At 36.6% G+C, this 21,192-nt stretch carries 19 protein-coding genes; 16 read left to right on the forward strand and 3 right to left on the reverse strand.

What is annotated here, in order from left to right; genetic code table 11:
- Positions 1 to 57: 57 nt before the first annotated feature.
- A complete protein-coding gene (gene rpsT / locus Q0R51_RS04725; RefSeq protein WP_046324775.1) occupies positions 58 to 309 on the reverse strand; it encodes a 30S ribosomal protein S20 in 252 nt (83 codons plus the stop codon).
- A 200-nt stretch (positions 310 to 509) separates the two neighbouring features.
- On the opposite strand from rpsT, the gene rpsO reads away from it, so the two are divergent.
- The 7 genes from rpsO to yihA all read left to right on the forward strand — a co-directional run bounded on the left by rpsO (position 510) and on the right by yihA (position 8,378).
- Entirely contained in the window at positions 510 to 779 is a 270-nt protein-coding gene (gene rpsO / locus Q0R51_RS04730) for a 30S ribosomal protein S15 (protein ID WP_034979304.1), read from the forward strand.
- Positions 780 to 939: 160 nt separating this feature from the next.
- Positions 940 to 2,724 (forward strand): ribonuclease J, encoded by a 1,785-nt coding sequence (locus Q0R51_RS04735; protein WP_294757087.1) that lies wholly within the window; start codon positions 940 to 942, stop codon positions 2,722 to 2,724.
- On the forward strand, positions 2,725 to 3,558 hold the full coding sequence (locus Q0R51_RS04740; RefSeq protein WP_294757089.1) for a tetratricopeptide repeat protein: 834 nt from the start codon (positions 2,725 to 2,727) through the stop codon (positions 3,556 to 3,558). It begins immediately after the preceding gene.
- 185 nt (positions 3,559 to 3,743) lie between these two features.
- Positions 3,744 to 4,934 carry an elongation factor Tu gene (gene tuf, locus Q0R51_RS04745; protein WP_045928030.1) on the forward strand — a complete coding sequence of 397 codons (1,191 nt, stop codon included), beginning with the start codon at positions 3,744 to 3,746 and terminating at the stop codon, positions 4,932 to 4,934.
- 143 nt (positions 4,935 to 5,077) lie between these two features.
- Entirely contained in the window at positions 5,078 to 6,403 is a 1,326-nt protein-coding gene (gene tig, locus Q0R51_RS04750) for a trigger factor (protein ID WP_294757092.1), read from the forward strand.
- A gap of 123 nt (positions 6,404 to 6,526) precedes the next feature.
- Entirely contained in the window at positions 6,527 to 7,804 is a 1,278-nt protein-coding gene (clpX, locus tag Q0R51_RS04755) for an ATP-dependent Clp protease ATP-binding subunit ClpX (RefSeq protein WP_294757094.1), read from the forward strand.
- Positions 7,794 to 8,378: a ribosome biogenesis GTP-binding protein YihA/YsxC gene (gene yihA / locus Q0R51_RS04760; protein WP_294757111.1), complete on the forward strand. Its 585-nt coding sequence runs from the start codon at positions 7,794 to 7,796 to the stop codon at positions 8,376 to 8,378. Before clpX ends, yihA begins: the two co-directional genes overlap by 11 nt.
- A gap of 38 nt (positions 8,379 to 8,416) precedes the next feature.
- On the opposite strand, the gene Q0R51_RS04765 is transcribed toward yihA, so the two are convergent.
- Entirely contained in the window at positions 8,417 to 8,542 is a 126-nt protein-coding gene (locus Q0R51_RS04765; protein ID WP_294757096.1) for an SPJ_0845 family protein, read from the reverse strand.
- A gap of 214 nt (positions 8,543 to 8,756) precedes the next feature.
- Between Q0R51_RS04765 and uvrC the strand changes: the two genes are divergently transcribed.
- The 8 genes from uvrC (at position 8,757) to Q0R51_RS04805 (ending at position 17,783) form a co-directional block, all read left to right on the forward strand.
- Positions 8,757 to 10,559, forward strand: coding sequence for an excinuclease ABC subunit UvrC (uvrC, locus tag Q0R51_RS04770; RefSeq protein ID WP_122026016.1), 1,803 nt, complete (start codon positions 8,757 to 8,759; stop codon positions 10,557 to 10,559).
- 66 nt (positions 10,560 to 10,625) lie between these two features.
- Positions 10,626 to 11,930 carry a GTPase ObgE gene (obgE, locus tag Q0R51_RS04775; RefSeq protein WP_294757098.1) on the forward strand — a complete coding sequence of 435 codons (1,305 nt, stop codon included), beginning with the start codon at positions 10,626 to 10,628 and terminating at the stop codon, positions 11,928 to 11,930.
- A 23-nt stretch (positions 11,931 to 11,953) separates the two neighbouring features.
- Entirely contained in the window at positions 11,954 to 13,873 is a 1,920-nt protein-coding gene (locus Q0R51_RS04780) for an acyltransferase family protein (protein ID WP_294757099.1), read from the forward strand.
- 11 nt (positions 13,874 to 13,884) lie between these two features.
- Positions 13,885 to 14,826 carry a ribonuclease Z gene (gene rnz, locus Q0R51_RS04785; RefSeq protein WP_294601547.1) on the forward strand — a complete coding sequence of 314 codons (942 nt, stop codon included), beginning with the start codon at positions 13,885 to 13,887 and terminating at the stop codon, positions 14,824 to 14,826.
- Complete coding sequence (locus Q0R51_RS04790) at positions 14,819 to 15,613, forward strand: SDR family oxidoreductase (protein WP_122026019.1); 795 nt, start codon at positions 14,819 to 14,821, stop codon at positions 15,611 to 15,613. Before rnz ends, Q0R51_RS04790 begins: the two co-directional genes overlap by 8 nt.
- Positions 15,614 to 15,621: 8 nt before the next feature.
- Positions 15,622 to 15,843 carry a lipopolysaccharide assembly protein LapA domain-containing protein gene (locus tag Q0R51_RS04795; protein WP_294757102.1) on the forward strand — a complete coding sequence of 74 codons (222 nt, stop codon included), beginning with the start codon at positions 15,622 to 15,624 and terminating at the stop codon, positions 15,841 to 15,843.
- Positions 15,844 to 15,952: 109 nt separating this feature from the next.
- The gene (gene rpmF, locus Q0R51_RS04800) at positions 15,953 to 16,144 is read left to right on the forward strand and encodes a 50S ribosomal protein L32 (protein WP_122026021.1); all 192 of its coding nucleotides are present in this window, start codon (positions 15,953 to 15,955) and stop codon (positions 16,142 to 16,144) included.
- 91 nt (positions 16,145 to 16,235) lie between these two features.
- Positions 16,236 to 17,783 (forward strand): bifunctional UDP-sugar hydrolase/5'-nucleotidase, encoded by a 1,548-nt coding sequence (locus Q0R51_RS04805; RefSeq protein ID WP_294757104.1) that lies wholly within the window; start codon positions 16,236 to 16,238, stop codon positions 17,781 to 17,783.
- A gap of 38 nt (positions 17,784 to 17,821) precedes the next feature.
- Here the strand turns inward: Q0R51_RS04805 and Q0R51_RS04810 are convergent, their stop codons facing one another.
- Positions 17,822 to 18,028 carry a YjzD family protein gene (locus Q0R51_RS04810; protein ID WP_294757105.1) on the reverse strand — a complete coding sequence of 69 codons (207 nt, stop codon included), beginning with the start codon at positions 18,026 to 18,028 and terminating at the stop codon, positions 17,822 to 17,824.
- Between the two features lie 107 nt (positions 18,029 to 18,135).
- Between Q0R51_RS04810 and Q0R51_RS04815 the strand changes: the two genes are divergently transcribed.
- Positions 18,136 to 21,192: DNA polymerase III subunit alpha (locus Q0R51_RS04815; RefSeq protein ID WP_294757108.1), on the forward strand; the 3,057-nt coding region annotated here is incomplete at its 3' end.

Here is a 21,192-nt window from a genome sequence, read left to right on the forward strand (position 1 = left end):
TAAAAAGACAGAAATGATTTTCACTTCTGTCTTTTTGATTATCATTTAATCAAATTATTATTTTGCAAGTTTAGCTAAACGGCTCTTATCACGGCTAGCTTTATTCTTGTGAATAAGTCCTTTTGAAGCTGCCTTGTCAATAGCACGAGCAGCAGCTACATGTAATTCGGAGGCGTTATCAGCACCAGCAGCTTGAGCAGTCTTGAACTTCTTAACGGCAGTTCTTAACTTGTTCATTTGAGCAGCATTGCGCTTTCTAGCAGCATCTTGAGTCTTAACACGCTTAATAGCTGATTTGATTTGTGGCATAAAATTCACCTCCATTGATCGTAATTCTACTTTATAGATTATACTGAAAGATAATTGCAGATGCAAGATAAATTATACTTGCTTTTTAAAAAAATTGTCTGTATTATACTATTGTTGTGAACCGTTAACGCTGTTTGCACGCTCACACCTGACGGTTAACGTTGTTAACGGCAATTATTTTAGTGAAAGGTGAAAATATTATGGCAATTTCAAAAGCTGAAAAAGATGAAATCATTCAAAAATTTGCGACTCACGAAGGTGATACAGGTTCAACTGAGGTTCAAGTGGCAATCTTAACTACAGATATTAACAATCTGACTGAGCATATGAGAAACCACTCACATGACCACCATTCTTATGTTGGCCTGCTGAAGAAAATCGGTCACCGTCGTAACTTGCTTCGTTATTTACAAAACAAAGATATTAATCGCTATCGTGAATTAATTAAGAAGTTAGGCTTACGTCGTTAATTTTAATTGAGATCTCAAAAAGCTGGTTCGAGTATTGAATCGGCTTTTTTATTTTTGTCATAATACCATTTTATGCTAGAATAAAAAAAGATACTTTTTACGTTGTGATCATCTGATCCATAAATAACAACTGAATAGCAATTAAAGAAAAGGAAATATAATGACTGATCAAGTTAAAATTATGATTCTGAGCGGTGTTCGTGAGCAAGGAAAAGACATGTTCGCTGTTCAAGTTAATGATGAAATTTTTGTTCTTGATGCCGGCCTTAAATATCCCGACAGTACATTGTTTGGAATAGATCTGGTTATTCCAGATCTTGATTTTTTCGAGCAATATGGTGATCAGGTAGTCGGCATCTTTTTGACACATGGACATGCAGATTCAATTGGGGCACTGCCTTATATTTTACGAAAATATGATATTCCAGTTTTTGGCTCGCAATTAACAATTGAATTGGCCAAAATAACAGTAAGACGTGAGAATAAACGGTGTAAAAACAGTCTCTTTCATGTGATTGATGCGGAAACAGAGATTGAATTTAAAAACGCTAACATCTCTTTTTTCCCAACTACGCATTCCATACCTGATTCTCTTGGCATTGACGTGCATACTCCAGCTGGAGAGGTGGTTTACACAGGCGATTTTAAATTTGATCCTTCCGCTGCTCCTAAATATCGGACTGATCTAGATCGTTTAGCTGAAATTGGCCAAAAAAAGGTTCTGGCTTTATTAAGTGACTCTTCAAATGCAGAGGCAGCTTTACCAAATGTTGCTGAACAGGAAATTGGGGACTATGTTACAAATGTTTTTCGTAATGCAAATGGTCGGGTAATTGTTGCTGCAAAAGCTTCCAATCTAATTAGAATTCAAGAAGTTTTAAACGCGGCCTATCAAACGGGTAGACATGTTTTACTTACTGGAAGAGATTTAGCCAAAATAGTTCGTACTGCAATGAACCTGGGTTATTTGAATGTCCCTAAAGGTTTACTAATGAGGGTTAAAAATTTAAAAGAAACTCCAGATGAAAAGACAGTTATTTTGGAAACTGGTCAAATGGGTGAACCCTTAAATTCATTGCAAAAAATGGCTAAGAACCGTCACAGTATGATCACAATTCATAAGGGAGACTTAGTTTTTATTGCGACTACACCTTCTCATTCTGTGGAAACGGTTGTGGCACAAACCAGTGATCTGGTTTATCGTGCTGGTGGCACCGTTATTCAATTAGGTAAGGCAAAGCATACGAGTGGACACGCGACAGGCCGTGATCTGCAACTACTTATTGATATTTTGAAACCGCAATTTTTAATTCCCGTTATCGGTGAATATCGGCTGCTTGAAGTGCACAAGGACTTGGCTATTAGGGCAGGACTGGCTCAAGATAATATTTTTATTACCAAGAATGGTGATTGCTTAAACTACGATTTCAATCAAAAGCGCCTGTATTTAACAGATCCAGTTCCAGGTGAGGATACGATGATTGATGGTTCTGGCATCGGGGATGTTGGTAATATTGTTTTGCGAGACCGAGAAGTTTTGTCAGATGATGGTATCTTTATTGCTGTCGTCACAATTGATCGCCGTAAGAAAAAGATTATTGCTCAACCACAAGTTACCAGCAGAGGCTTTGTTTATATTAAGGCTAATCAGCAACTAATGCGTGACAGTATTGAATTGATTAAAAAAACTATCAATAATAACTTTGAACATAAAAAATTTGATTGGACAGAAATTAAGCAGGATGTTCGCAATGATTTGGAAAAGTTTCTCTATCGCAAAACGAATAGACGTCCAGTAGTTTTACCAGTAGTAATGGAAGTTAACCAAAACCGCCATCGTGCTATGCAAAAAAGAAATAGTAAGAGCGAGTTGCCCAAGAAAGAAACTCATCATCCTGTTGATGTCAATAAAACCGGTCAGAGAATTATCAAGAAAGATAAATAAATGACTTCATTAAGTCAAAAAAATTTGCTCAGTTTAGCCCAAAAATTCGCAGCAAAAGGGGATTTTGCTCAAGCAATACAAAATCTTGAAGAAGCACTAAGAGATGGACCAAGTAATGAAGTCGTACTTAGTCTTTGCGAGCTTTATCTCAAGGATCAACAAAATTATTCAGCTTATGAATTAATTAAAGAAGAAAAGGACTTATTTACTAACCCTAAAATTTTTAGTGAATACAGTAGAATTCTAAAAATGAATCACTTTGCTATTGAAGCATTAGAGGTAAAGAATATTACCGCTTATGAGTTACCAGATTTAGTTGAACCTGTCAGTAAGACGCAGCAGCAGCAAATAATGGTTACTTTCAAGCAAAAAACTAAGCCGACAAAATTTGATTACGAACAATTATTCAAGTTAGATTTACCAAATTTTAAAAATTTCGCTCAGAGTTTGTTACTGGATCCCAGTTTAAACTTTGCAATTCGGCTGGTTTTAATTGAAGATTTGTTTCGACTGGGACTTCAGGAAACATTTAGGGTTTTGGTATTGGGGCAGGAAGAGCAATTTATTCCACAAAAAATAAATTTACTCGAAAAAGATGCGATATATCGAGAAGTTGTATCAGGCATCGGTGCGCGCTATTATCATAAACCGAGCCAGCTTCCTGCAGTTTTAGGCGAAGTAAATTTGATTTTAGGCAGTCTTTATCCTAAACTATATAAGTATGTTGATAATCCCGACAGTTTTGCCAGTGATATTGCTTCTTATATTGAAAATCATGATGGCCGAAGCAATCAAAAACTGTTTGAGAAAATCGATAATAATATATCCGAATAAAATTGGATAAAATGTCTTTACTTTTTCAAAGTATTTAGTATAATAGCAAAGGACGTTTTCATTAGGCATGGCTCTATGCATTAAAATACTAGGCATTTGCCTATGAAAGTAGTACAATATTCAACAGAGAACTATCCGTTACTTACTCAACGGACTTCTTGCAAATTTACAGGAGGGTCATTTTAATGGCAGAAAAAGAACATTACGTTAGAACAAAGCCACACGTAAACATTGGTACTATCGGTCACGTTGACCATGGTAAGACCACTTTAACAGCGGCTATTACTAAAGTTTTATCAGAAAAGGGCTTGGCTAAGGCAGAAGATTATTCAGAAATCGATGCAGCTCCAGAAGAAAAGGAACGTGGTATTACTATTAATACTGCTCACGTAGAGTACGAAACTGAAAATCGTCACTACGCCCACATGGATGCCCCAGGTCACGCCGATTACATCAAGAACATGATTACTGGTGCCGCACAAATGGATGGAGCTATTTTAGTTGTTGCCGCAACTGATGGTCCTATGCCACAAACTCGTGAACACATTTTACTTGCTCGTCAAGTTGGTGTTAACTACATCGTTGTTTTCTTAAACAAGACTGACTTAGTTGACGACCCAGAATTAATTGACTTGGTTGAAATGGAAGTTCGTGACTTGTTGACTGAATACGATTATCCTGGTGATGACATTCCAGTTATCCGTGGTTCAGCATTGAAAGCTTTACAAGGTGACAAGGAACAAGAAGAAGTTATCATGAAGTTGATGGACACAGTTGATGAATACATTCCAACTCCTGAACGTCAAACTGATAAGCCATTCTTGATGCCAGTTGAAGATGTCTTCACTATTACTGGTCGTGGTACTGTTGCTTCTGGTCGTATCGATCGTGGTACAGTTAAGATTGGTGATGAAGTTGAGATTGTCGGCTTGGTAGATAAAGTTCTTAAATCAGTTGTAACTGGTTTGGAAATGTTCCACAAGACTTTGGACTTAGGTGAAGCTGGAGACAACGTTGGTGTATTGCTTCGTGGTATTGACCGTGACCAAGTTGTTCGTGGACAAGTTTTGGCTGCACCTGGCTCAATTCAAACTCACCACGAGTTTAAAGGCCAAGTTTACGTTTTGAAGAAAGAGGAAGGCGGACGTCATACCCCATTCTTCTCAGATTACCGTCCACAATTCTATTTCCACACTACAGATATTACTGGAGAAATTGAATTACCAGAAGGTACTGAAATGGTTATGCCTGGCGATAACACAGAATTTACTGTTAAATTAATCAAACCAGCAGCCATTGAAAAGGGTACTAAATTCACTATCCGTGAAGGTGGTCGTACTGTTGGTGCTGGTCAAGTTACTGAAATTCTTGACTAGTTCGTTAAAAACAGTTTAAAAAGATGTACTTCTTCATAGAAGTACATCTTTTTTTGCCTAAGTTTGTTTTTTGCGAGCGTTTAATGTAAGATAATTTAGTATGTAACGATGCAATTTAACTTGACATTGGAGGTATTTAATTAATGTCTGTAAAATGGAATAAAACCGATAAAACTACCGGTGAACTTACTTTTGATATTCCCCAAGCTGATGTAAAGCGTGGGCTAGATCAAGCATTTAGGAGGGTAAAGAACAGTTTACGTGTTCCTGGCTTTAGAAAGGGACATGTTTCTCGTGTGATCTTTGATCAATATTACGGTGAAGAATCATTATATGAAAATGCATTAAACATTGTGCTGCCAAATGCTTATTCTGCAGCAGTTAAAGAAGCTGGTATTGCTGCTGTAGGTCAACCTCAAATTTTGCCGGTTTCAATGGAAAAAGGCCAAGATTGGCAAATGAAAGCCACTGTTACTGTTGAGCCGGAAGTAAAATTGGGTGAATACAAGGGAGTCGAGGTTCCAAAGCAAAACACTCGTGTATATGCTAAAGATGTTGATGCCAAATTAAAAGAAGAACGTGAAAAGAACGCTGAGCTGGTATTGAAGAAGAGCGCAGCAGCTAACGGAGATACTGTTACTATTGATTACAAGGGCACAATTGATGGTAAGGAATTTGAAGGCGGCTCAGCAGATGATTATTCACTTAGTTTAGGCTCAAATACTTTTATACCAGGTTTTGAAGATCAATTGGTAGGTCATAAGGCTGGTGACGAAGTTGATGTTGTTGTCACATTTCCTGAAGATTATGGTGCAAAAGACTTAGCTGGCAAAGAAGCTCATTTTGCTACCAAGATTCATGAAGTTAAATCTAAGCAATTACCTAAGCTAGATGACGAATTTGCTAAAGACGTGGACGATTCTGTTGATACTCTTGATGATCTAAAAGAAAAAATCAAGAAGGACTTAAAGTCTCAAAAAGAAGAGGCTGCAAGAGACGAAATCGAACAAGCTGCTATTGAAGGTGCAGTTGCCAATGCTACTATTGATAAGATTCCAGATGCGATGATTCAAGAAGATATCGATACACAAATGAATCAGTATTTAGGCAATATGCAGCGCCAAGGCATCAGCCCGGAAACATATTACAAGATAACTAATACGACAGAAGCACAGCTGCGTTCACAATTCAGTAAAGATGCTGAAGAAAGGGTTAAAACTAACCTTGTCCTTGAAGCTATTGTCAAGAAAGAAGATATTAAAGCTTCACAAGAAGAAATTGACAAGGAAATTAAGAACCTGGCAGCCGAATACAACATGGATGAAAAAACTGTGCGCAATACTTTGACTGATGATATGCTTTCACATGATATCAATGTTCGTAAGGCTATTAAAATTGTTGCTGACAGCGCAAAGCAAGTTGCTAAATCCAAAACAAAAAAAGATGAAAAAAAGTCTGACGAAAAATAGGATTTTAATATCTAAGTAAAAAGGTGGTGTCAAACTGCCTTTTTATTTTTCTCCGAGCAAATAATTCATATACACAGCGCAATTTATGCTAATCTAGGACTTGTAGATATTAGGAGGATAAGAATGGCATCACAATTTACTGATCAAGAGGAAATTAGATGTTCCTTTTGTGACAAAACACAAGATCAAGTTAAAAAGATGATTGCGGGTAACGGGGTTTATATTTGTAACGAATGTGTTGATCTGTCTAAAAGAATAATTGATGATGAATTAAAATCTGATTCTTTGAAAAAAGCACAAGATTTACCGAAACCAATGGAAATCAAAAAGCAGCTTGACCAATATGTTATTGGTCAAGAGCGAGCAAAGAAGATTTTGTCAGTTGCAGTTTATAATCATTATAAGCGTGTTACGCAAATGGATGTAGATTCTTCAACTGAGTTGCAAAAATCAAATATTGCTCTGATTGGACCAACTGGTTCTGGCAAAACTTATTTGGCACAAACATTGGCGCGGATTTTGGATGTGCCTTTTGCGATTGCTGATGCAACGACTTTAACAGAAGCCGGTTATGTCGGTGAAGATGTCGAGAATATTTTGCTTAAGCTTTTGCAAAATGCCGATTACGATATTGAACGTGCAGAACGTGGCATCGTTTATATTGATGAAATTGATAAGATTTCCAAAAAATCTGAGAATGTTTCAATTACAAGAGATGTTTCAGGTGAAGGCGTTCAACAGTCTTTACTGAAGATTTTGGAAGGAACTGTTGCTTCTGTTCCCCCTCAGGGCGGGCGTAAACATCCCCAACAAGAGTTAATTCAAATAAATACTACTAATATTTTATTTATTGTTGGTGGAGCTTTTGACGGTATTGAGCAAATCGTTAAAAGTCGTCTAGGCAAAAAAATAATCGGCTTCAGTGCCGAAAAAGAACTTAATAAGGTGCAAGATGATTCTTGGATGAAACATTTGACAACCGGAGATCTCGTCAAATTTGGCCTGATTCCAGAGTTTATTGGACGTATTCCGATTATCGCAACACTTGATAAACTTGACAGAAACGATCTGGTAAGAATTTTAACCGAACCAAAGAATGCTTTGGTAAAACAATATAAAAAATTACTATCACTTGATCAAGTTAACTTGGAGTTTACACCAAGTGCTTTGAACGCTATTGCAGATTTGGCAATTGAACGCAATATGGGTGCTCGTGGTTTAAGAACCATTATAGAAAATGCAATGATGGGTATTATGTATCAAACACCGAGTGAGCCTGATATTGAGAGTGTCAGAGTTACAAAAGAAGTGATAGAAGATAGTGCTGAACCGGTAGTAACTCGTCGCTTAGATGATGAACAAGATGACGGAGAAGAAATTAAGGCAGCCAATGATCATTAAAAATAGCTCGTATGCGATTAGTGCCGTGCGTGAAGATCAGTATCCAGTAGATAATTTGCCTGAAATTGCGCTTTCCGGTCGTTCAAATGTTGGTAAATCCAGCTTAATAAATACACTGCTGGGTCGCAAAAACTTAGCAAGAACTTCTGCACAGCCAGGGAAAACACAAACACTTAATTTTTATCTGGTAAACCAAGAGTTTTACTTAGTTGATGTACCCGGCTATGGCTATGCTAAAGTTTCGCAAAAAAAGCGACAGCAGTTTGGAACTATGATTCAGGATTACCTTGAAACGCGAGCAAACTTGCAAGGGTTAATTATCTTAATGGACTCACGACATGAACCTACCAAAAATGATGTGGCCATGTATAATTATGCACTTTATCTCAATTTACCCATTTTGATAATCTGTACCAAAATTGATAAAGTAAAGAAAAATCAGCAAAATCAAGTTATTAATACTTTAAAGCAAAAGATTAACTTAAATTATGACAATGTAAGTGTAATTACTTTTAGTTCTGTCCAAAAGTTGCATGTAAAAGAAGTATGGCAATGGATAGAAGAAAATTTGTAAATTTGTAAGAAAAAATGGTTCTCGTAGCAGAACCATTTTTATTTATTACTATCTTCTACTTTCTGATTGTTTTTAGCTATTTTCTTCTTTTTATCTTCAGGAATAGTAGCGAATTTATCAAATAATTTTTCTAATTCATCTTGTTTTTTAAAAGTTAAACCCATAATATTTTTCCTTTCTGTTTTTATTATATTAAAAATAGAATTAACAAGCTAGAAAAATATGCGTTAATCAACTTGAAATAATTAAATTTATGTAAAATAATCCATAATGAATTAGTTCTTTATCTTTTACTTGATCTGTTTTGTTAAGCAAAAGCAAATTTCAATTTACAAATTGTATGTTAAAATATGATAGCGAATTTGGGGGAGTGATTTTTTGGCAACTCAGTTAATTGAAAACAAATTAAAACTTTTGCCGGCTAAACCAGGCTGTTACTTAATGAAAGACGTTAATGGTAAGGTAATATATGTCGGTAAGTCGAAAAATCTTAAAAGCCGAGTACGTTCATATTTTAAGAGTACCCAAGTTGGCAGACGAGCAGAACTGGTTGAAAATATTCGCGATTATGACATTATCACTGTTTCAACCGATAAAGAGGCCTTTCTGCTTGAAGTAACATTAATTAAAAAATACCAACCGTATTATAATGTGCAGCTAAAGCAGGGTACTGGCTATCCCTATATTGAAATTACTAACGAGCGGGATCCCCAGACCAAACTAACTAGTATAATTAGAAAAGATGGAGGCTATTATTTCGGACCGTATCCAAATGTCTATGCTGCGCAGGCGACTCTTAAGTTTATTCAAAAAGTTTTCCCTTTAAGGCGCTGTCATGGTAAACAGGGCAGGCCTTGCCTGTATTATCATATGGGACAATGTTTAGGCGCATGTTTTAAAACAGTACCAAAGTCTGTTTATGAAGCACAAATAAAAAAGATCAAAAGCTTTTTAAACGGAGATATTGGCTGGGTTAAAAAAGATCTTAATCAAAAAATGGCTGTTGCATCTAAAAAGCTTGAATTTGAGCGTGCTGCCGAAATTCGTGATCAACTTAATTACATTGAAGAAACAGTTGAAAAGCAGAAAATTATTTCTCATGATAATACTCAACGTGATATTTTCAATTTCTACGTTGATAAATCATGGATAGCTATTCAAATTTTCTTTTTAAGGCAGGCAAAATTGCTTAGAAGTGAAACCAGAATGTACCCTTTGACTGATACTAATGACCCCGAGGATACATTTTCCTCATTTATTGTTCAGTTTTACGGGCAAAGAAACAGAATAGTGCCTAAGGAAGTTTTAGTACCTGCTAAGATTGATAATGAAGCTTTAAGTGAAGTTTTGCATGTACCGGTGAGGACGCCTAAGAGAGGGCAGAAACGGTCTTTATTAAACATGGCCAAGGACAATGCCAAACTTAAATTAGACGAAAAGTTTCGTCTCTTAGAGCTGGGCAATAGGAAAACTAAAGGAGCACAAAAAGAAATTTTCGATTCTTTAGGGCTGCCATATGGACATGTGATTGAAAGCTTTGACCATTCGCATATTCAGGGAGCCGACCCCGTTTCTGCTCTAGTTGTCTTTAAAGACGGTGAACCTGATAAAAATTCCTATCGTAAATATAAACTAAAGGGTGAAGTAGAACACCAAAATGGTGGTGATGAAGTGCGTAATACTCGTGAAGTGGTGCGCAGAAGATACAGCAGACTACTTAAAGAACATAAACCCATGCCAGATTTGATTTTGATGGATGGCGGTCAGATCCAAGTAGATGCTTGTGAGGATATTTTACGCAATGAATTAAACCTTAATATTCCAGTTGCTGGTATGGTAAAGGATAATAAGCACAGGACTAATCATTTACTTTATGGCGATCCTATTAATGGTATACCCTTGAAACTAATTCCTTTAGATCCTAAATCTCAAGGTTTTTATTTAATGACTAGAATTCAAGATGAAGTACATAGATTTGCAATCACTTTTCACCGAAGAACACATGCTAAAAATGCTTTGTCCAGTAAGCTAGATGCGATCAAAGGAATAGGTCCAAAAAGTAGAAATAAGCTTTTAAGACAATTTGGCTCTCTAAAGAAGATTAAGGAAGCTTCAATTGACGAGTTACGTTCTGCTGGTTTAACTTTGCCCCAGGCGCAGACAGTTAAGTTAACCTTATAACAAGTGAAATTAAACATAATAGTGTGGTATAGTAATGTAGTTAAGAAAGACGGAAGGAGATTCTGTATGCCTACATTTGTCGATCAAACTAAGATTGAAGTCCAAGCTGGTAAAGGCGGAGACGGCATGGTCGCTTTCCGCCATGAAAAATATGTCCCGAATGGTGGTCCTGCCGGTGGCGATGGTGGCCGTGGCGGAAGCATTATTTTTGTTGCCGATAGTGGCCTTAGAACATTAATGGATTTTCGCTATCGCCGTAAGTTTAAAGCAGAAAATGGTGAAAATGGTCGTATTAAGTCCCAATATGGTCGCGGAGCTAAGGACTTATACTTAAAAGTGCCAATTGGAACGACTGTTTATGATTTCAACACTAATGAAGAAATTGGTGATTTAACTAAGAATAAACAAGAATTAGTTGTAGCTCGTGGTGGCCGTGGTGGTCGCGGCAACATTCACTTTGCAACGAGTGTCAATACTGCGCCCGAAATTGCAGAAAATGGAGAGCCGGGAGAAGATCGTGTTTTACGCCTAGAATTGAAAGTTTTGGCTGATGTTGGACTGGTGGGCTTTCCCTCAGTTGGTAAGTCAACATTATTATCAGTCGTCACTAAGGCTAAGCCTAAGATTGCAGCATATGCTTTTACCACCCTAACACCAAATTTAGGCATGGTAATTTTACCTGACGGTCGTGATTTCTCAATGGCTGATTTACCCGGCTTAATTGCAGGAGCCAGTCAGGGGGTCGGGCTCGGTTTACAGTTTTTGCGTCATATCGAGAGAACAAAAGTGATTTTGCACTTAGTGAGCATGGATCCTAACAATGAGCGAGATGCAATCAAAGACTACCAAACTGTTAGGCAAGAACTACTTGAATATGATCCAAGTCTTAACAACAGGCGCGAAATTATTGTAGCTACTCAGATGGATCTTCCGGGTTCTGCTGAAAAATTGCAGCAATTTAAACACGATTTAGAAGAGCAGCAAATTAAAAAACCTGTTTACGCTGTTTCCAGTGTGACACATCAAGGCATTGATCAGTTAATGCAGGATACAGCATCCTTAATTGAACAGGTAGAAAAAGAGCAGCAGAAGCAAGAACTACAACCTCAGCGAGTTGTAAAAGAATATAAGTATCAACCGCAGCAAAAGAACACTTTTACAGTCACAAAACTGGAAGACCATGTTTATGAAATTAAAGGTGAGAGTCTGGAAAGATTAGTAGCTCGAACCAATCTCGATTACCAGGATGGTGTCATGAGATTAGCTCGAAAACTTAAAAATCTCGGAGTAGATGACGCTCTGCGTAAAAAAGGAGCCGTTGACGGCGATGATGTAATCATTGGCTCATTCAATTTTGAATTTGTCCAATAAAAAATAGAAAAGTTTTGAAAAATATGACAAAAAATCGATACATTACAGGATATTCTGGACTTAGGGCTTTAGCGGTAATCGGTGTAATACTTTATCACCTTGACCCTAATACTTTTGCAGGCGGCTATCTTGGTGTACCGATTTTTTTCGTACTATCAGGATATTTAGTTACGTGTCAGATGCTTAAGTCATATGAAAAAAGTGGCTTTTACGATACTAAAAAATTTTACTTGAGCCGATTAAAAAAAATTTATCCGCCATTGATTGCGGTATTATGGCTGTCTGCGGCATATATAATTCTTTTTCAGCGCAACTTATTGGCCAAGTTAAGTCAAATAGTTGTGACTAATTTACTCAATATTTATAATTTTTGGCAGATTTTAAACGGACAAAGTTATTTTGAACGTTTTGCAGCTAACGAATCACCTTTTGTTCATTTATGGACAATGTCCATTAACGGTCAGTTTTACATATTATGGCCGCTAGTTATTTTTTTATTAGTGAAGTACGGTAAAAAGAGAAAAAACATTTTTAAAATTATTTTGTTTTTCACTTTACTTTCTGCATTTGAAATGACGGTATTGTATAACACTGGTGCCGACATCAATCGCATATATTATGGCACCGACACTAGATTTTTTTCTTTGGGTTTAGGTGCAGCTTTGGCTGTTATTTGGCCCATGGATAAATTAAAAACTACTATAAAGCATAATGATGCAATTATTCTGGACACGATCGGGATGATCTGTCTCGCTGGCATAGTAACTTTTCTTTTTAACCCGTTAATGGCTGCTGAAAAGCCCTTTACCTATTGTGGGGGAATGCTGTTATATACGTTTCTTGTAACCATACTAGTCGGTATAGTTGCTCATCCAGCAAGTCGCTGGAACAAGTGGTTAACTAATCCAATTTTTAATTGGATTGGATCTCGAAGCTATGAAATTTATCTTTACCAATTTCCCGTAATGATATTTTTTGAAGATAAAGTTTTTGACATGGCTGATCATGTGCAACTTTACCATCTAATTGAGCTTGTTCTAATCATTTTTTTAAGCGAAGCTGCATATAGGCTGGTAGAAAAGCCCTGCGGGAAAATTTCATGGCAAAAAGTTAAAAAAAGCTGGCAACAAATTTGTGATAAAAACACCAAAAATTATCTTATTAAGGCAAAAGCGGTCCTGGTAGGTTTGATTTTTCTAACAGGAAGTACTGCAATTTTAATTTCACCGGTTGTTAAAGCACAGAACTTTAATCAAAGTCCATTAGCACGCAGAATTAGAGCTAATCGCAAACAGCAAAAAAGAGATAATGATGAATTAATAGCAAAATACCAAAAAATCAAACCTAAAGAGCAAAAAAAAGCTAAACTATTAAATGAAGCTGAACGAGCTGCCCAAAAGCATCCCGTTAATAAGTCTTTTATCAAATTTGGTATTTCACAAACAGAGTTACAATTGGCAAGAAAAGTAGAATTAACTGCTATTGGTGATTCTGTTATGGCGGGCTCAAGCGCAGATTTGAACCGTCTGCTACCTAAAGCTGTGATTGATGCCGCAATTTCCCGCCAGCTAAATGTTTCGTTTGGCTTATTAAAACAATATCAAAATAAAAAAGTTTTAGGTAAAAATGTCTTAATCGGCTTAGGAACTAATGGCCCTTTCAAAATGTCCGACATAGATGATTTAATGAAACAACTGGGAAATAAAAGACAAGTATTTTGGATTAATACCTATGTACCGGCTAAACCGTGGCAAAATGAGGTTAACGATTTATTAGCCAAAGCTGCCAAAAAGTATCATAATTTTGTAGTAATTGATTGGCACGCTTATGCAAAAAAACATCCTGACTGGTTTTATGAAGATAGAACTCACCCTACACCATTAGGATCGAAGCATTATAGTGTATTAATAGTAAAAAAAATAGTTGAAAATGCTAAGTATTAGATAGGAATAAGATGGAGTTACAATTTTTAGGAACTGGAGCAGGACAACCCTCGAAGAAACGTAATGTATCAAGTATTGCTTTAAAGATGCTCGATGAGATTAATGAGATTTGGTTATTCGATGTTGGAGAAGCAACGCAGCATCAGATACTGCGTACTAATATTAGGTTGCGTAAAGTAACCAAAATATTTATTTCCCACAATCATGGTGATCATATCTTTGGTTTACCAGGATTACTAGCAACGAGATCTTTTCAAGGTGATGTGGGACCAATTACTATTTATGGTCCTGCTGGCTTAGAACAATTCGTGCGGACGGCTTTAAAAATTTCTCGTACCAAAATTAGTTATCCGATCAAATTTGTCGTTTTGGACGAAGGTGGATTAATCTATCAAGGAAAAGGTTTTAGAGTTTATACAGAAAAATTAGCCCACCGAATACCTAGTTTTGGCTTTCGTGTAGTTGAAGATGATAAACCGGGAGAACTTTTAATGGATAAATTAGCGCAATATAATGTACCTAATGGTCCATTACTTGGTAAACTAAAAAATGGGGAAGAAATAGCTCTAGAAAATGGTACTATATTAGATGGTAAGAATTTTTTGGGACCTGATAAAAAAGGCAGAATAGTTACTATTATCTATGATACGCGCTCAACTCCCGCAATAGCCCAGTTGGCACAAAATGCGGATGTGTTGGTACATGAATCAACCTTTGCGGGTAATGAAACTAATTTAGCTCATTCATACTATCATTCCACAGCCGTTGAAGCCGCAAAGATTGCACGTGATAATAATGTTAAATATTTATATTTAAATCATATTTCTGCCAGGTATTTGGGCGCTAAGGCTAAAAAATTGGAAAATCAGGCACAAAAAGTTTTTTCAAATACTAAATTAGCTAACGATTTTGATCGGATTGTAATTCCTATGAAAGGGGAAAAAAATGAGTGATTCTCTTAGAAATAAAGTAGTGGTAATTACTGGCGCTTCCAGTGGAATAGGTCACTCTATTGCGCTCGAAAGTGCTGGTAGAGGTGCAACGGTTATTCTGATTGCCAGAAATAAAGCTAAACTGGAAAAAGTGGCTTCTGAAGCCCATGAATTGTCGGGAGCTGCTTCTTATACTATAGCAACTGACATGAGTCAAAGTGACCAAATTGACGCTGCTTTTACTGAAATTATTAAATTAACTAAGCATATTGATTATTTAGTCAATTGTGCTGGTTTTGGCAAATTTGAAAACTTTGTGGAATCAGATCGGCGCGAAGTCACTGCGATGTTTCAAGTTAACGTTTTAGGATTAATGTATTTTAGTCGTCTAGTGGGCCGCCTAATGATGGAACAAAAATCAGGTCAAATCATCAATATTGGTTCAATTGCCGGCAAAATTCCTACTGTGAAATCTGCAGCCTACAGCGCCTCAAAAGCTGCGGTTATTCAGTTCTCTAATGTATTACGTTTGGAGCTAAAACCATTTGGTGTTAAAGTGATGACGGTTAATCCTGGCCCTGTTTACACCAATTTCTTCAATATTGCAGATACCAGCGGCCATTATGCCGACAATGTGCAAAAATTTATGCTGGATCCCGATGATGTTGCTTGGCAAGTAGTTCATTTCTTCGGCAGTAATAAACGGGAACTGAATTTACCTGTCAGTCTGGCTGTTTTGGCGAAATTATATAACTTGTTTCCGAAGATTGGTGACAAGCTGTCTCTTAAGTTTGCTTCCAGAAAGTAGTGCGAATTATGAAAAGTAAAGCTAGTCAGATTAAACTTATTTTTACCTTAATTTTAATGTTATTGGCAGTGGTATTCGTTGTTCTGAATACTAACAATGTGGCTATTAATTTTGGTTTGTTCAAACTTAAATTACCCTTGATCATTATTTTAGTAATAATGATCATAATTGGAGTTTTGATTGGTTACTTCTGGGGCTCCTATGGTCATAATCAAGACAAGAATAACTAATATAGCTTGATTTATTTGGGATACAATAGTATCATTAACAAGCGTGAAGTATTTTGGGCGCTTAAAAGCAGCCTAAAATCGTAATTCTACAAAAAAGGAGATCAGTTAAATGGCAGTTCCTAAAAGACATACTTCTAAGCAAAAGAAACGTTCACGTCGTGGTCATATTAAGTTAACTGTGCCAGCAATGCACTATGATGCAACTACTGGTGAATATCGCTTAAGCCACCGCGTTTCACCTAAAGGATATTACAAGGGTCGTCAAGTTGTTAGTCAAGCTAACTCAAATGACAATCAATAATTAAGAGGCACCAAGAAGCGGTGTCTTTTTTTATGCCGAAAGATACTGCTTTTTACTTGCTTAGTTTGATTAGAAAGATTAAAAAGACGAAATGAAATTAGTAATTTTACATTCCAGCGATATTCATGGCTTTATTATGCCTACTGACTATCAAAACCAGAATGATTATTCAGCTCCTTTCGGACTTAGCCGGCTAAAAAGCGTGATAGAAGAGCAAAAAAGAAAATATGGACCTGAAAACGTGATAATTACAGATGCAGGTGACAGCCTGCAGGGTTCACCTTTAGCAACTTATGTCCACGAAAGCAAAAATAACTCTACATTAAAAAAGTTTGCGGAGTGTTATAACCTAATTAACTATGATGCGCGTTGTTTGGGTAATCATGATTTTAATTTTGGCTTGAATTATTTAAAAGAGTATCTCTCATATAGCAAAGCGCCCTTTGTAAACAGTAATATTTTGGCTAGAAAAACTGGTCGACCAGCTTTTGGTCAAGATTATATCATTATTAATAAAAATGGTATAAAAGTGGGGATTATCGGAATTGCTACGCAGAGAATACCTTTTTGGGAACCAGCAGAACATGTTGCAAACTTGGAATTTAAGTCTGCTTTAGCTCAGGTTAAGCATTTAATACCCTTTTTAAGACCAAAAGTTAATGTTTTAGCTGTCCTTTATCATGGTGGCTTCGAGGCTGATATTGAATCAGGAACTAATACCGAACCAGCTACAGGAGAAAATGAGGGCTATCGTCTTTTACAAGAAATTCCTGAAATAGATCTAATGTTAACTGGGCATCAGCATCGCAAACTGAACGCAGTGATAAATAAAATTGCGATTGTCCAGCCGGGTTATCGCGGAGAAACTGTTGGTAAGATAGTGCTGGAGATTGACCAACACAGTAAGAAGATTAAAGCTATGTCAACTGAATTAATTGATGTAAGTGATTATAAGCCCGCTGCCGCAATTAATTCAGTCTGCCTATCTTTAGACAAAAAGACGCAAAAATGGCTTGATCAGCCAATCGCTCATTTAGATATTCCTGCACATATAGCTAATGCTAAGCAGGCAAGAATTGAGGGCTCACCTTTTATCAATTTGCTGCAAAATATGCAGCTTTATTTTACCCATGCTGATATTTCAGCAACTGCATTAATGAGTGAAACTGCCAAGGGCTTTGGCGAAAATGTTTCAATGCGCGACATCTTGTTAAATTATCCCTTTGCTAATCAGTTATGTGTTGTTAAAGTAACCGGTAAGGAATTACGCCATATTGTTGAATACTCACTTAAATTTTTAACTAAAGACCAAAAAGGCAATGTTAGCTTTGCTCCTCAATATCGCAGTCAACTTTTTAATTTTGATTTGTTTTACCCGCTTGTTTATGAAGCTGATATTCAAAAACCAGTAGGTGAACGTTTGACAAAGTTGGAGTTACACGGACAAGCAATTTTAGCCCACAAGACATATCGCTTGGCTGTTAATAACTATCGTGCTATGGGTGGGGGATTTTATCCAGAATACAGTATTAGTAAGATTGAGCAAATTGGTGATAAAGATTATATAGAAATGTTTCAGGAATACTTAACTAAAGGTCGACCTACGAGCGAAGTAACACATAACTATCATTTTAAATAAAGAAAAAAGTCATTAGCGAGTATGCTAATGACTTTTGTTTACTTAAGTTTTGAATATCTGCTCTTGTCTTTATGAGAATGTGCTGTAATTGTAGGAATAATTGCTGCAAATAGCAAGCCGAAGATCAAACCTACAATAGCAGCCTCGCCAAAATTAAAAACATGTTGGGTTAACGGAGCGGCAATAAAGCCTACAATTAGCATGTAAACGACGCTCCAGCAAATAGTTACAATATATCGACCCATAGCGTTTCCTTCTTTCATACCCTTGAATTCTAACAAATATTATGCAGGTTTTCAATCCAAAAGATAGCTTTTTGGTATACTAAATTATATGGAGGGTGACCCGAAAAATGAAATACGCTGCATTACAGAATCTTAGCTCTTTTACACTTTTAGAAAGTCCAGTAAAAATTTATGATTTGGTTACTACTGCCAAAAAATTAGGCTATGAAGCTATTGGATTGACCGACGTGAATGTCACGTACGGTCTGGTTAACTTTTTTGAGGTAGCCCAAAAAGTTGGTATTAAACCTCTTTTAGGGATGCAATTAAGATTAAACGGCTTAATTGACAGTGCTCACCACTATGATCTAATAGCATTGGCAAAATCTGATGAGGGCTACCGTAACATTTTGCGTTTATCAAGTAGAATTAACCTTTTGACGGATAATGGCAATAAGCAAAAAATCTTAACTTTAGCAGATTTGACTAAGGATTTGCATGAACTAGTTTTGATAATACCTGCAAATTCTCACAGTGAGTTGTTGAACTTGCAAATACAAAATGACAATTTAGGGACAGATTTTTTACGTCAATTAATCAGTTTAGTACCTAAGTCTAGTTCTCTTTATATTGGTGTTTATGGCAACGAAAAGCAAAAAAAATACATTCAATATGTTAAAACTTTGTCAAAGCAATTTGAACTACCATTAGTTTGCGTTGAAGATACTTGTTACTTAAAACCGCGTGATCAATTTTTACGAAAAACTTTACAGGCCATTAAAAGAGGAGAAGTGTTACAAGATACTGCTGAACTGGCAAAACAGTCAGGCTCACATTATTTACCAGCCGTTCAGGAATTAAGTGAGCGCTACCATGAATTAGGCTTGGACGACGCATTAAGCAATACCGGAAAGATAGCCTCCTTATGTAATGCAAAAGTTGTTTTTCAAACTCCCGTTTTACCTAAATATATACAAAAAAAATTTACAACTTCAAAGGATTACCTAAGATATTTAGCCGAGAATGGCTTAAAGAGTCGTTTTAAGCAGCGCCAAGTTCCTGCAAGTTATCAAAAGCAGCTCAATTATGAGTTGCAGGTAATCGATCAAATGGGCTTTAACGACTATTTTTTGATTGTTTGGGATGTTGTAAACTATTGCCATCGAAGTGATATTGTAATGGGTCCTGGAAGAGGATCAGCATGTGGATCTTTAGTTTCATATGCACTGTACATCACAGAGGTTGATCCACTTAAATATCATCTGCTTTTTGAGCGTTTTCTTAATCCAGCTCGCCACGAAATGCCTGATATTGATTTAGATATTCCAGACAATCGCCGCGATGATGTCATTAAGTATATGTTTACCAAATATGGTATGGATCACGCGGCTCAAATTCTTACTTTTGGTACATTAGCCGCCAAACAGGTTTTGCGCGATACCGGACGGGTTTTTGGCCTGCAGGAAATGCAATTGAGTGAATGGTCAAAAAGCGTGCCTTTTGCGAAAGGTAAAATTAGTCTTGCTCAAGCCTATAAGGAATCTAAAAAAATGCAAATGCTGGTAAATGCTAGTGATACCAATAAACTGCTTTTTGAAACTGCCAGTGGCTTAGAAGGGTTACCGCGACACTACTCAATTCATGCTGCTGGTTTAGTTGTCAGTGATAATTCTATTGCAGCCATTGTTGGGTTACAGGCGGGTCAACTGGGGATACCGCTAACGCAGCAAACTAAAAAATACGTGGAAGCTCTGGGTTTGTTAAAGATCGACTTTTTAGGGTTAAGAAATTTGACTATCCTTGGAGATACAGCAAAAATGATTCGTGATCAAGGTAAAAAAATCGCTTTTAATCAGATTCCTTTGGATGATCCGCCAACTTTAAATATTTTTCAAAAAGGCGAAACAGAACTCGTTTTTCAATTTGAATCTGCTGGGATTCGTAATGTGCTTCGCGAACTGCACCCAGATAATTTTGAAGACCTGGTAGCAGTCAATGCACTTTATCGTCCAGGTCCAATGCAAAATATTAACACTTTTATTGCTCGCAAAAAGGGTAAACAAAAAGTTACTTATCCTGATCCCAGTTTAAAGACAATCTTGGCTCCAACATATGGAATTTTAGTCTACCAGGAGCAGGTTATGCAGACTGCGCAGGTTTTGGCAGGCTTCTCTTTAGGCGAAGCTGATATTTTACGCAGGGCAATGTCAAAAAAAGATCAAAAAGTTATTGAACAGGAAAAAGCTAAATTTATCTCTGGTGCTGTAAAAAAGGGTCATAGCACTCAAGTTGCCACTCGGGTATATGACTATATTGAACAATTTGCTAATTATGGCTTTAACCGCTCGCACGCTGTGGCATATACTATGATCGCTTTTTGGCTGGCTTATTTACAGGTTCATTATCCCGCTGAGTTTTATGCGGCTATGCTTAATTCCAATATCGGTAATCAAAATAAAGCAAGTGAATATATAATGCGAGCACAAGAAGATGGCGTTAAAGTTTTGCCACCTGATATTAATAAAAGCTCTTTATGGTATCAGGTAATTGATGGTCAGATTTTAGTTGGTCTCAGAGCAATTAAGGGTGTCAGAATTGATTTTCTTAAAGAAATAATTGCTAAGCGCCAGACAAAACCATTTACTTCTCTAGCAGGCTTTTTACGACAAATTGATATTAAATTTATTAATGCCAATAGTATTACAAATGTCATTGAAACTCTTATTAAAGCGGGCTGTTTTGATCGGATAAACAAAAATCGTAACGAATTATTGCAAAACTGCCCTGAAACTATTGAAAATGTTAAATTGACAGGAGAAAATTTAGCTTTATCGGAAGGGCTGGGAGGCATACCCGTCAAAGATGCCCCTGAACCAAGTAAACAGGAAAAAGCAGTCATGGAGGTAGAGTCCTTGGGCTTTTCCACGTTAACATCACCTTTAATAACGGTAGAAAAATACGCGCAAAAGTTTAATGCAAAAGCACTAAGTGAATTTCAAATTCATGAAAGTGGCATAGCCGTAGGAAAATTAATGTCATTAAAGTTAGTCAGAACTAAAAAGGGGCAAACCATGGCTTTTGGCAATTTTGCCGATACGACTAGTAAGCAGGATATTGTAATTTTTCCTGGTGTTTATGATAAAATTCAATCGAATTTAAAGGAGGGTAATATTTATTTATTAGGC

The organism is uncultured Lactobacillus sp. (assembly GCF_946477725.1).
Taxonomy (GTDB): domain Bacteria; phylum Bacillota; class Bacilli; order Lactobacillales; family Lactobacillaceae; genus Lactobacillus.